This is a genomic window from Rugamonas rivuli (genome assembly GCF_009380165.1).
Taxonomy (GTDB): Bacteria; Pseudomonadota; Gammaproteobacteria; order Burkholderiales; family Burkholderiaceae_D; genus Rugamonas; species Rugamonas rivuli.
The window spans coordinates 379,641-391,584 of sequence record NZ_WHUF01000003.1 but is presented as its reverse complement, the minus strand read 5'-3'; the positions used below and the strand labels follow the sequence as shown (position 1 = coordinate 391,584).

The 11,944-nt window shown below is 63.3% G+C and carries 14 protein-coding genes; 5 read left to right on the top strand and 9 right to left on the bottom strand.

The features are described 5' to 3' along the window. Positions 1–14 precede the first annotated feature (14 nt). The gene (locus GEV01_RS12205) at positions 15–1,010 is read right to left on the bottom strand and encodes an LLM class flavin-dependent oxidoreductase (RefSeq protein ID WP_152804625.1); all 996 of its coding nucleotides are present in this window, start codon (positions 1,008–1,010) and stop codon (positions 15–17) included. On the opposite strand from GEV01_RS12205, the gene GEV01_RS12200 reads away from it, so the two are divergent. Together GEV01_RS12200 and GEV01_RS12195 are read left to right on the top strand one after the other, a co-directional pair. Further along, positions 994–1,182 (top strand): hypothetical protein, encoded by a 189-nt coding sequence (locus GEV01_RS12200; protein WP_152804622.1) that lies wholly within the window; start codon positions 994–996, stop codon positions 1,180–1,182. The two genes, GEV01_RS12205 and GEV01_RS12200, sit on opposite strands and share 17 nt — an antisense overlap. A gap of 122 nt (positions 1,183–1,304) precedes the next feature. Next, on the top strand, positions 1,305–2,216 hold the full coding sequence (locus GEV01_RS12195) for a TraB/GumN family protein (protein WP_152804620.1): 912 nt from the start codon (positions 1,305–1,307) through the stop codon (positions 2,214–2,216). An 8-nt stretch (positions 2,217–2,224) separates the two neighbouring features. Here GEV01_RS12195 and GEV01_RS12190 read toward each other — a convergent pair whose 3' ends face one another. From GEV01_RS12190 to GEV01_RS12180, 3 genes are all read right to left on the bottom strand, one after another. Continuing rightward, complete coding sequence (locus GEV01_RS12190; protein WP_152804619.1) at positions 2,225–2,656, bottom strand: hypothetical protein; 432 nt, start codon at positions 2,654–2,656, stop codon at positions 2,225–2,227. 360 nt (positions 2,657–3,016) lie between these two features. Beyond that, a complete protein-coding gene (locus GEV01_RS12185; RefSeq protein ID WP_152804617.1) occupies positions 3,017–3,409 on the bottom strand; it encodes a VanZ family protein in 393 nt (130 codons plus the stop codon). 291 nt (positions 3,410–3,700) lie between these two features. After that, positions 3,701–4,462, bottom strand: a complete 762-nt coding sequence (locus GEV01_RS12180; protein WP_152804615.1) for an SDR family NAD(P)-dependent oxidoreductase — start codon at positions 4,460–4,462, stop codon at positions 3,701–3,703. Between the two features lie 93 nt (positions 4,463–4,555). Here GEV01_RS12180 and pyrF point away from each other — a divergent pair, with 93 nt between their 5' ends. Continuing rightward, complete coding sequence (gene pyrF / locus GEV01_RS12175; RefSeq protein WP_008445923.1) at positions 4,556–5,377, top strand: orotidine-5'-phosphate decarboxylase; 822 nt, start codon at positions 4,556–4,558, stop codon at positions 5,375–5,377. Between the two features lie 6 nt (positions 5,378–5,383). Here pyrF and sbcB read toward each other — a convergent pair whose 3' ends face one another. After that, positions 5,384–6,826 carry an exodeoxyribonuclease I gene (gene sbcB / locus GEV01_RS12170; RefSeq protein WP_152804613.1) on the bottom strand — a complete coding sequence of 481 codons (1,443 nt, stop codon included), beginning with the start codon at positions 6,824–6,826 and terminating at the stop codon, positions 5,384–5,386. 75 nt (positions 6,827–6,901) lie between these two features. Between sbcB and GEV01_RS12165 the strand changes: the two genes are divergently transcribed. Further along, on the top strand, positions 6,902–7,504 hold the full coding sequence (locus GEV01_RS12165) for a DUF5610 domain-containing protein (RefSeq protein WP_152804611.1): 603 nt from the start codon (positions 6,902–6,904) through the stop codon (positions 7,502–7,504). Here the strand turns inward: GEV01_RS12165 and GEV01_RS12160 are convergent. Then, positions 7,482–8,477, bottom strand: a complete 996-nt coding sequence (locus GEV01_RS12160) for a GGDEF domain-containing protein (protein WP_152804609.1) — start codon at positions 8,475–8,477, stop codon at positions 7,482–7,484. The two genes, GEV01_RS12165 and GEV01_RS12160, sit on opposite strands and share 23 nt — an antisense overlap. Before the next feature lie 143 nt (positions 8,478–8,620). Between GEV01_RS12160 and GEV01_RS12155 the strand changes: the two genes are divergently transcribed. Then, on the top strand, positions 8,621–9,400 hold the full coding sequence (locus GEV01_RS12155; protein ID WP_152804607.1) for a helical backbone metal receptor: 780 nt from the start codon (positions 8,621–8,623) through the stop codon (positions 9,398–9,400). A gap of 16 nt (positions 9,401–9,416) precedes the next feature. On the opposite strand, the gene GEV01_RS12150 is transcribed toward GEV01_RS12155, so the two are convergent. The 3 genes from GEV01_RS12150 to GEV01_RS12140 form a co-directional block, all read right to left on the bottom strand. Then, a complete protein-coding gene (locus GEV01_RS12150) occupies positions 9,417–9,782 on the bottom strand; it encodes an HPF/RaiA family ribosome-associated protein (RefSeq protein ID WP_152804606.1) in 366 nt (121 codons plus the stop codon). A gap of 184 nt (positions 9,783–9,966) precedes the next feature. After that, positions 9,967–10,632 carry a DUF1345 domain-containing protein gene (locus tag GEV01_RS12145; RefSeq protein ID WP_152804604.1) on the bottom strand — a complete coding sequence of 222 codons (666 nt, stop codon included), beginning with the start codon at positions 10,630–10,632 and terminating at the stop codon, positions 9,967–9,969. Continuing rightward, entirely contained in the window at positions 10,629–11,870 is a 1,242-nt protein-coding gene (locus GEV01_RS12140) for an MFS transporter (RefSeq protein WP_152804602.1), read from the bottom strand. Before GEV01_RS12140 ends, GEV01_RS12145 begins: the two co-directional genes overlap by 4 nt. Positions 11,871–11,944 lie beyond the last annotated feature (74 nt).

Sequence of the window (11,944 nt, the reverse complement as noted above, 5' to 3'; positions counted from 1 at the left end):
GGCGTGGGACGGGCTCACGCGCGCACCAGCGCCTGCCGTACTTCGGCGGCGATTTCGTAGGAGCGCAGCCGCTGGCTGTGGTCGAAGATCTGCGAGGTGATCATCAGCTCGTCGGCGCCGGTGCGGGCGATGAATTCCTGCAGCTGGCGGCTGACGGTGTCCGGCGCGCCGATGGCGGAGCAGGACAGCACGGCGTCCAGCATCGCCCTTTCCTGCGGCCCCAGCGATTGCAGATAGCCTGCCTTGGGCGGCGGCAGCTGCGACGGCTTGCCGGTGCGCAGGTTGACGAAGGCTTGCTGCATTGAGGTGGCGCGGTAGTGCGCTTCCTCGTCGCTGTCGGCGGCGAACACATTGAAGCCGAGCATGACGTGCGGTCTGGCCAGCTGCGCCGACGGCTGGAAATTGCCGCGATACAGGGCAATGGCCTGCTGCATCATCTGCGGCGCGAAGTGCGAGGCGAAGGCGAACGGCAGGCCCATGTGCGCGGCCAGCTGCGCGCCGAAGGTGCTGGAGCCCAAAATCCACAGCGGCACCTTGGCGCCTTTGCCGGGCACGGCCAGTACGCGCTGGCGCGGCGTGTCGGACAGGTAGTCTTGCAGTTCCAGCACGTCTTGCGGGAAGGCGTCGGCGTCGCTGTCGAGGTTGCGGCGCAGGGCGCGCGCGGTGGTCTGGTCGGACCCGGGGGCGCGGCCCAGGCCGAGGTCGATGCGGCCGGGGTAGAGCGCTTCCAGCGTGCCGAACTGTTCGGCGATCACCAGCGGTGCGTGGTTGGGCAGCATGATGCCGCCGGCGCCGACCCGGATGGTCGAGGTGCCGCCGGCCACGTGGGCCATGACGACGGCGGTGGCGGCGCTGGCGATGCCGGGCATGCCGTGGTGTTCGGCCAGCCAGTAGCGCTGGTAGCCCCAGCGTTCGCCGTGCTGCGCCAGGTCCAGCGTGTTGCGGAACGATGCGGAAGGATTGCTGCCTTCGGCAATGGGGGAAAGATCGAGGATGGAAAATGGAATCATGGTGCTTGGTCCGGCCGATGTGGACCAGCAAGCATACACAGAATGCGCGCAGCGCGCTGGCGGCGCCTTAATTGGTAATAATCCGATAATTAATAATCATTTAAACAGTATTTTTATTATTGAGCTGCTATTTAACTGTGTTTATTTTGCCGATATTCTCGGCGAAGTTTAAAAAAATATTTCCCAGCCAGTGGTCCTGATTTACCATTGGAAACAGTAACGCGCCTCGCTTTACTTCTCCCTTATTCCTTTTTTATTCGTTCGATGGCATGCCCTGCTATCGCGGGGAAACTCATGCCTAAGAAAATTGCCATTCTATTTAGCCTGTTGATATTCTGCTGTCAGATGGCGTTCGCGGCCGGTGTGGTCGAGCCTGCGACGGCTGCGCATCGCGGCCAGCTGTACCGGATCACGCACGATGGCAAGACCGGTTATCTGTTCGGCACCATTCATGTGGGCAGGGACGGTGTCTATCCGCTGGACCCGGTGGTGTCGCGCGCGCTGCGCGAGGCGAGGGCGCTGGTGATCGAGCTGGACATCCGCCAGGACGCGCCGTTCCAGCTGGCGCTGGCACGCCATGGCCGCTATCCGGAGGGCGACATGGTGCAGCGTCATCTGTCGCCTGCCGCGCTGGGCCTGATGGTGCAGGCGCTGGCGCGCGCCGGCATGTCGCTGCAGTCGGTGCAGCAGTACAAGCCGTGGCTGATCGCCAACCTGCTGATCGGCGCGGAGATGGAGGTGCACGGTTTCCAGCGCAGCCAGGCGGTGGAGTACGCGCTGCTGGCTGCGGCCAAGAACCAGGACAAGACCGTGCGCGAGCTGGAGAGCGCCGATTATCAGCTCAGCCTGTTCGATACGCTGGACGAGCGCCAGCAGGAGCAGTATCTGCTGGAGAACCTGGCCGACCTGGCCGATGGCGCCTCGCTGAAAAAGTCCACCGCGCTGATCGAGGCCTGGAGCGCAGCCGACGCGCCGGGCATCCATGCGGCGTGGCAGTCCGCCACCAGCGGCGATACGATCTCCGCCGGCTTCATGAACCGGGTGTTGCTGGGCAAGCGCAATCCCGAAATGGCCAGCAATATCGAGCGCATCCTGCAGCAGGACCAGGTCGCGTTCGTGGGCGTCGGCCTGCTGCATCTGGTGGGCGAGGATGGCTTGCCGCAGCTGCTGAAACGGCGCGGCTACCAGGTTGAACAGCTGCACTAGCAGCTGTACTAGTAACTGCTCACCATGCCGTTGTTGTAGCGCACGCGGTCGCCGATCTTGTAGCCGGGCAGGGAGTCGGCCACCGTCATCTGGGTGGTGCCGTCGTCCAGGCGCACGGTGACGCGATAGACTTTGTCCGTCGGCAGGCCGACGCTGCCGCCGGCCGCCGCCGCGCCCGAGAGGCCGGCGCCCACGTCCTGCCGCTGCATCTGGTCGATGGCTTGCACGACGCCGTAGCTGGTCTGCGCCGTGGTGCTGGCGGATGCGCTGCTGGGTGTGGCGCTACCGGTCATGCCGCTGGTCATGGTGCCGGTGGTGCTGCTCTGGTTGCCGGTCGTGCTGGTCGTGCTGTTAGCGTTGGGCTCGCCGCTGCGTTCCGACGCGCAGCCGGCCAATACCAGGATGGTCAGCGCGATCATGCTATTTCTGCTTGTGTTCATCTCATTCTCCCGTGGTCACTCATCAAAAAGGCTAGCCTTTTGATTCAGAGGACCAGCGCGCGGTTTTGTTCCCTTCACATCCCGGGGCAGTTGATATACATCAATTGCGGCGTGCTACTCGCACGCAATAATTGTTGGGTATCACTTTTAAGGATATCGATATGTTGACACGCGTGACAGACACTATTATCGAAGAATTAATTAACTCAACCTGTGGAGAAGCGCCGGACCCGCGTAGCCGGCATTTATTGACACATTCATTGCACGAGTTGGTACGCGTGGCCAAAGCCGAGCAATTACAGCAGATGCGCCTGGATGTGGAGTTGGCACTGGGCACGCCCGGGGAGCGTGCCGGGAATGTCAGTTTGACGGCTGGATGCGATAACGGGTCCACAAGAAATACATGAACAGCGCCGTCAGCACCGCAGCATTGCAGTCGACCAGCCAGTCGGACACAGCCCCGTGGCGGTACGGGAAAAAGCTTTGCACGTATTCGTCCAGCGCGCCCATCAGGGCGATGGTCAGCACGGCCTTGCCGGCCCGCAGCCTCAGGCTGCCGGTTCCGCCGGTGAAAATCAAGAAAGTCAGTCCTGCATAAGCCAGCGAATGCAGTATCAGCCCCGAAGCGACCTGGCCGATGTCCTGGCGGGCACCGGGCAGCGAGCCAAGTATCAGGATCAGCAGGTACAGGACGATGGCGGTCCAGTATCGGAGCCGGGCGTGGGAATTGGTCAGAAGGAATTGTTTGATCATGAACCAGACAATACCATGCAGTGCGGGGAAGGGGGGAGTGGTGCACCGGAGCCCCGGTGCACCTTTCTTCCGTCATGCCTATCGGTTGCATGTACTGAAGATGTGACCAGTATAGGAAGCGAATATGACGCCGTCATGACGGCGAGCAAAAAAAAAAGCCCGCTGGTTAAAGCGGGCTTAAAACTATTTTCTTGGAGGAGAATAGTGGAGACAGGTGTAATTATGGGGGTCTCCCAGATATGTGTCTAATTGTTGTTTCAGATACCAGACATCAATAATGCATATAACTCTTTATTTGACCGGCACCGTGTAGTTCAGGGCCAGGCGGCCGCCGTCCACGTACAGGGTCTGGCCCGTCATGTAGCTGGCGTCGTCGCTGGCCAGGAAGGCGGCGATGGACGCCACTTCCTCCGGCTCGCCGCAGCGGCCCATCGGCGTGCGCGACAGGATGGTGTTGCGCGCTTCCGGGCTGGCCATCACGGCTTGCTTGGCCAGTTCGGTCAGGATGGTGCCGGGGCCGATGCCGTTGACGCGGATGCCGTGCGTGACCAGGTTCAGCGACATCACCTTGGTCAGCTGGTTGATCGCGCCCTTGGACACCACGTAAGGCACCTGGTTGGGGATGGCCAGCTCGGCGTTCACGCTGGACATGTTGATGATGCAGCCGCTCTGCTGCTTGGCCATCTGGCGCGCGACCGCCTGGCCGCACAGGAACATGGACTTGAGGTTGATGCGCAGCACGCGGTCGAAATCGTCTTCCGTCAGGTCGAGGAAGTCGGCGGCGTGGGTGACGCCGGCGTTGTTGATCAGGATGTCGATGCGGCCGAATTCGGCCATCGTGGCGGCCACCAGGGCGTCAACGTCGCATTTCTGGCTGACGTCGGCGGCGAAGAAGCGGGCGGACTCGCCCAGCGTGGCGGCGGCGGACGCGCCTTCCGGCTTGATGTCGACCAGCATGACCTTGGCGCCCTCGGCCACCAGGCGCTGCGCGCAGGCCAGGCCTATGCCCTGGGTGGCGCCGGTGACGATCGCGACTTTATTCGAGAGTTTCATGGGATGTGCTTTCTAAGGAGAGAGGGCAAATTTTAACAGCCCGATGCGGGCGCGTTACAATAGAGGGTTTGCAACAAAAGCTAAGGGTGCGTCGTGACTTTCATCAACAAATTATCTGCCGCCTGGACGGCCAACGACTCGCTGCTGTGCGTGGGCCTGGATCCGGACATGGACAAACTGCCGGCGCAGTTCCAGAACGACCCGCAAGGCATCTACCACTTCTGCCGCGAAATCATCGATGCGACCGCCGACCTGGCGTGCTCGTTCAAGCCGCAGATCGCTTACTTCGCGGCGTTGTCCGCCGAAGCCCAACTGGAAAAAATATGCCACTACGTGCGCGACAATTATCCGCATATTCCGCTGATCCTGGACGCCAAGCGCGGCGACATCGGCGCCACCGCGCGCCAGTACGCGCGTGAAGCCTACGATCGTTACGGCGCGGACGCCGTCACCGTCAACCCGTACATGGGCTCGGATTCGGTGGAGCCGTACATGGAGTGGAGCGACCGTGGCGTCATCATCCTGTGCCGCACGTCGAATGCCGGCGGTTCGGATTTGCAGTTCCTGAACGTCGACGGCCAGCCGTTGTATCAGCACGTGGCGCGCCTGGTGGCGCAGAAGTGGAACGCCAACGGCCAGTGCGCGCTGGTGGTCGGTGCGACCTTCCCGGAAGAACTGGCGCAGGTACGGGCGATCGTCGGCGACATGCCGCTGCTGGTGCCTGGCATCGGCGCGCAGGGCGGCGATATCGCGGCCACCGTCAAGTCGGGCAAGACGGCTGCTGGCGCTGGCATGATGATCAACTCTTCGCGTGCGATTCTGTACGCGGCGCCGCAGGCAGGTGAAGACTTCGCCGCCGCCGCCCGCCGCGTGGCGCTGGAAACGCGCGACGCCATCAACCAGCATCGCGCCTAAACCGGCTTAGTGCGCTGGAGCGATCAGCTCCACGTACTCGTACAGCTCGGCCAGGATTTGTTCTGCACGCTCATCGGCATCCTGTTGCAGATGGTCGATCTCGCCGAAGAACTGGTCGATGCTGCGCGCACCGCCTGCGCCTTCGTAGAAGCGCGCTGCGCGGTGCTGCTCCCAATGCTCCATCTCGCCTTCCGATAACGTTTCGGGGAAGTTGCGCGCGCGGTAGCGGAACAGCAGTTCCAGCAGGCGCGGATCGCTGAACGATGGCGACGCCGTGGCCAGACGGGCCGGGGTTTCCTTGCGCAGCGTGTCGAGCATGCGGCGGTCTTCCTTGCCGACGAAGCCGTTGTACAGATCCTCGTCCACATCCAGCTCGGCGCCCGCCGGACGGTGGAACACCTGCTCCCATACGATGTCCATATTGCCGCCGGCCGCAGCCAGCGCGGCGTGCGCCTTGCCTTGCTCCAGGTCGATGCCCCATTTGGCCGCCATCGCCGGCGACAGCGTCTTCAGGTTGGACACCAGCATCGGCGATTTGTTCAGGTGGATGCTCTTGACCGGCAGCCGCGTCACGCCTTCCGGCAGCGCGTCGGCGCGGCTGAAGATGCGGGTGCGGATGGTGTCGGCGTCCAGCGTGAACAGCTCGGTAGGATCGTAGGTGCAATCCCAGACGATCACTTCATTCTTGTTGGTCGGATGCGTGGCCAGCGGCCACACCAGCGCGATGCAGCCGCGCTCGGCCGGGAACATGCCGGACACGTGCAGGAAGGGCGCGCGCAGCGCCGGCGCCAGGTGCATGCCGATCTCGTCGGCCACGCGGTCTTTCTTGTGCAGCGCCAGGCAGAAGTCGAACAGCTTGGGCTGCTTAGCGCGGATCAGGCGGGCCAGCGCGATGGTGGCGCGCACGTCGGACAGCGCATCGTGCGCCGCCTCGTGCAGCAGGCCGTTGGCTTTGGCCAGGTGCTCCAGTTTGAAGCTGGGCTTGCCGTCCTCGCGCATCGGCCATTCGATGCCCTCCGGGCGCAGTGCGTAGGTCATGCGCACCACGTCCAGCAAGTCCCAGCGGCCGCACTGGTTTTGCCATTCGCGCGCGTACGGGTCGATCAGGTTGCGCCAGAACATGAAGCGGGTGATCTCGTCGTCGAAGCGGATGGTGTTGTAGCCGACGCCGATGGTACCCGGCTTGGAGAAGGCTTGCTCGATGGTGTTGGCGAACTGGTGCTCGGGCACGCCCCATTCCAGGCACTGCTGCGGCGTGATGCCGGTGATCAGGCAGGATTGCGGGTCGGGCAGGAAATCATTGGCCGGCTTGCAATACAACATGATGGGCGTGCCGATCTCGTTCAGCTCGGCGTCGGTGCGGATCGCGGCGAATTGCGCCGGGCGGTCGCGGCGCGCCTGGGCGCCAAAGGTTTCGTAGTCGTGCCAGAGAAAGGTTTGTGTGGTCATAGGGTGCGGTCTAGGGGGCTACAGTTATTCTTAAATCTGCCGATAATTACAGGATATTCCATCAGGAGCAACATCATGGCGACTCCAGTGTCGGCAACATCGGGCAGTACGGCTGCCACGTCCAGCGCGCCGGTCCAGGCCAAGGACGACAGCAATGTGTCGGTCGCCGCCAAGGCCAAGGCGCAGTTGAACGTGTCCATCGTACAAGCTTCCTTGACGGTATCGTTGAATTCTTCCAACGAACCGCTGTCGGTGCTGCTGAAAACGGCGCTTACCGGCATCAACGAGGCGCTCAAGGACGATTTCGGCGACAACGCCATCCAGAACGCGGTATCGCAGGATAATACGCCGGAAGGCACGGCGAGCCGCATTGTATCGCTGTCGACGGCGTTTTACGAAGCCTATAAACAGCAACATCCCGGCGAAGAGGGCGATGCGGTGCTGAACAAGTTCATGGATACGCTGAAAAAAGGCGTGGACCAGGGCTTCAAGGAAGCGCGCGGCGTGCTCGACGGGCTGAAGGTGCTGAACGGCGACATCGCCAGCAATATCGACAAGACTTACGATCTGGTGCAGCAAGGCTATGCGGACTTCGCGGCTGCGCACAAGGCGCAGCCGGCGGCCGAGACGGATAGCGGTGTCGGCACCGCGCCGATCAAGGTTGGTCCGGGACAGTAGGCTGGTGATGGGCCACGCGGTTGCGGCCCAGTTCCTTGGCGCGGTAGAGCGCGCCGTCGGCGGCGGCGATCAGCGCTGATTCGTCCTGTCCCGCCTGCAGCGTCGCCACGCCGAACGAGGCCGTCACGTGCGGCAGCGGCTGGCGCATGTCGCCAAACACCACCGCTTGCTGCATGCGCTCGCACAGGCGCTCGGCCACCGCCACCGCGACCTTGTCGCTGGTGTCCGGCAGCAGCACCATCATTTCCTCGCCGCCGTAGCGCACGGCAAAATCGGTGGGCCGCAGCGCGCTGCTGAGCACGTGCGCTGCCGCGCGCAAGGCTTGGTCGCCGGCCAGGTGGCCGTGGCTGTCGTTGAATTTCTTGAAGTGGTCGAGGTCGATCATGATCAGCGCCAGCGGCGCGTGCGAGCCCTGCGCGGTGGCCACCATGGTCGGCAGCAGGTCGTTGAGCCAGGCGCGGTTGTACAGGCCGGTGAGGCCGTCGATCATCGACAGCTGGCGGTAGAACTCGCCCAGCTTCTGGCGCCGGCGCAGCTGCGCGTTGGCGGCGCGGATGCGGAAGGACAGCAGCCGCAGCAGGTTGCGCGCCAGCACATTCGATTCGTCGATCAGCTTCCACACCAGGTCGGCTTCGATGACCAGCACTTCGCTCTGTTCCAGCGCGGTGATGCTGGACAGGTTGGCTTCTTCATCCAGCACCGATTGCTCGCCCACGCTTTCGCCCGGCAGTATCTTGCTGACGGTGCCGTCGGCCATGCCGGTGCGGGTGTCGGTGGCGACCGACAGTGCGCCGCGCAGCACGATGTAGAGCCGGGCGCGGTTCGACTCGGCCACCGCCTGGCCGCTTTCCAGTAGCATCACGGGGCAGTGCGCCAGCAGCTTGGCGAGTGCGGCGTCGTCGTCCGCATTGCGCAACAGTTGCAAGTCGCTGATCTGGTAGCCGGAGCTGCCGAATGTGCTGATTTGTTTCAAAGTCGTCTTTCGAGGTGCTGATGGGCAAGCTGACTAATCATAGCTGAACTGCCCTGGACGCTGTGTAAATTTTGTCCCCGCAGTTGTTGCGCGATGTATCCGCAGATGCTTCAATACCGCCATTGCCCACACTGGATGAGAACATGGAATATACCGACGCGATCGGCAACAAGCACCTGGCCGATCCGCACGCGCGCATCGTCTCGCTGGTGCCGTCGATTACCGAGCTGCTGTGCGACCTGGGCCTGGCCGGCCAACTGGTGGGCCGCACCGGCTTTTGCATCCACCCGGCCGATGTGGTGCAGGCGATACCCAAGGTGGGCGGCACCAAGGATGTGAATATCGAGAAGATCCGCAAGCTGGCGCCGACCCATCTGGTGGTCAATATCGACGAGAACGAAAAGCCGACCGTCGAGCTGCTGGCGGAATTCATTCCGCATATCGTCGTCACCCATCCGCTGCGTCCGCGCGACAACCTGGAGCTGGCCCGGCTGATGGGCGGCGTGTTCTGCCGCGAGCAGGCTGCGGCCGACTGGTGCGCGGCGTTCGAGGCGGAGTATGCGCTGCTGCGCGCGATGCCGCCGGCGCGGCCGCAGACCATGTTGTACTGCATCTGGCAAGATCCGTGGATGACGGTGTCGCGCGACACCTACATCGCGCGCATGCTGGAGGAAATCGGCTGGAGCGTGCCGGACCTGGGCGAGTTGCGTTATCCGCGCTTCGAGTGGTCGGCCGAGTTGATGGATGGGGTGGATGGGGTGCTGCTGTCGAGCGAGCCGTATCGCTTCACCGAGGCGCATGCGGATGCGCTGGAAAAACAGCTGGGCAAGCCGGTGCTGCTGGTCGATGGGGAGATGATGTCTTGGTATGGCAGCCGGTCGCTGCAGGGCTTGAAGTACTTGAGGGAGCTGGCACGGCGCTAGCTCCCTCCCCATGGAATTATTCGGTGTCGTCGACGTCGGCTTCGGCCGGCACGGCGCCGTTGGCGTGGCGCTTGTCATGCAGGCGGCCCAGGGCGCTGTCGATGGCGCGCTTGAGTTTTTCCGCCGAGCCGCCTATGGCCTGATGCAGCGTGGCGGCGTGATCGCTGACGGCGATCGGTTGATACCCGGTGACGCGGGCTTCCATCAGGCAGCGGTTGTCGCCGTCGGCCGATTTCTGCACCAGGTTGTCGCTCAGGTGGACTTCGACGCGGGTGATCTGCTCGCCGAAGCGGTGGAGGGCATTGCTCACGACCGTTTGTACATGTTCATCCAGACCGGCGTGGCGGTCGATGGTTTTGTCGGCATTGATATTGATTTGCATACGCTTGCTCCTGTTTGTTGAACTGCAAAACAATATTACTCCTTTTCTCCTTAGGTTCTCGTTAAGAAGACATTTCAACATGATCGTGGCGTCGTTGCAGCTCCTTGCCGTGCAGGCGCACTGTCTTCGTCGCTGCGCCTAGCCACGCTCATGTTGAAACGTCTTCTACGTCGCTAACGTTGAGCTAGCCATTGATGAGCGAAGCGGCAATGTTGATCGATAAACCGAGGATGGCCAGGTTGTAGAAGAAGCACAGCACGGACTGGGCCAGCACCACCTGGCGCATGGCGCGGCTGCGCACGGCCACGTCCGAGGTCTGCACGGCGACCGAGATCGTCAGCGCGAAATACAGGAAGTCCCAGTAGTTCGGCGTCAGGTCATGGTCGGGGAATTGCAGCGGCTTCTCGCCGTCATTCTTGATGTAGTACAGATGCGCGTAGTGCGAGCAGAACATGGTGCCTATCATGAACCACGAACCGGTCAGCGTCAGCACCACGAAGCCATAGTGGTAGAGCATGTCGGCCGGCGCCAGGTTCTTCAGCGTCGACAGCTGCGAGATGATGGCCGCCAGGCTGATCATGATCGCCAGCGACAGCGTGGCCAGGATCACCGGCCCCTTTTCATCCTGGCGGCAGGCGGCGCGCTTGATGTCGTGCTGGTCGGCGCGCATCATCATCCAGCCCATCGTCAGCAGATAGGACCAGACGAGGATATTCCATGCCGTCAGCAGGCGGGCCAGCAGCGGCCAGGCTTGCGGCAGCAGCGGGCCGACCATGACACCCAGCGCGATGGCCAGGCTCAGGTGGGGGCGGCTGTGGATGATGCCGGGCAGTCGTATGCGTAAAGTCATTGCTTGTCCTCATGAGGGAAACGGTCCATGCGCGACAGTACAGGGAAGAGCACGGCCCAGGCGCCGGTCACGGCCAGCGTGGCGGCGCCGCCGAACAGCACGGCGCGCGTCAAGCCCATCCAGCCGGCGGTCAGGCCGGATTCGAATTCGCCCAGTTCGTTGGAGGCGCCGATGAACACCGAGTTGACCGCGCTGACGCGGCCGCGTATCGCATCCGGCGTTTCGTACTGTACCAGCAGGTGGCGCACGTAGACGCTGATCATGTCGCCGGCGCCCATCAGGAACAGGGCGACCAGCGCGATGATGAAGGTTGAGGTCGCGCCCAGCACCAGCGTGCCGACGCCGAACACGGCCACGCCGCCCAGCATCCACAGGCCGACCCGGCGCGTGATCGGGAAGAAGGCCAGCGCGATCGAGCAGAGGGCGGCGCCGGCGCCGGGCGCGGTGCGCAGCATGCCGAGGCCGGTCGGGCCGACGTGCAGCACGTCGTGCGCCAGCGCCGGCAGCAGCGCGGTGGCGCCGCCGAACAGCACGGCGAACAGGTCGAGCGAGATGGCGCCCAGCACCACTGGCTTGGACCAGACGAAGCGCAAGCCTTCGAGCACGGTGTGCCAGGTGGCGGGCTCGCGGTTGCTGGGCTGCTTGACCGATTTGACCAGGCTCATCATCACCACTGCGGCCACCAGCAGCGCCGAGGAAATCATATAAACCGTTTTCGGCCCGGCCAGGTAGAACAGGCCGCCCAAGGTGGGGCCGAGGATGACGGCGACGTGGAAGCTCGACGAACTCAGCGCGACGGCCTTGCTGAAGCTTTCCGGCGGCACCAGGTTGACCAGGATCGCTTGCGTGGCCGGCCCCATCAGCGCGCGGGCGCTGCCGAACAGCACCAGCACGGCAAACACCGGCCATACCGTACTCAGGCCGGCGACGGTGAAGCCCAGCAGCATCAGCCCACACAGCAGCTGCGCGCCCAGCGACAGCGCGATCAGGTTGCGGCGGTCGTAGCGGTCGGCGGCGTGGCCGGCGATCAGGATCAGCAGCAGGAAGGGCGCGAACTGCGCCAGGCCGATCAGGCCGAGGTCGAACAGGTTGTGGGTCAGCGCATACACTTGCCAGCCGATGGCGACGTTCTGCATCTGGACCGCCACGGTGGCGAGGGTGCGGGAGGACAGGTAGAGGGTGAAGTTACGGTGGCGCAGGACGCTGAAACCGTTGAAGGAGGTCGGACTGTCGGACATGGGCGCTTTCAGGGAGCAGAGCCTTGGGACTCTGCATCCCTGTCTGCTCCCGGTGGGGATGGATGCTTGCCAGC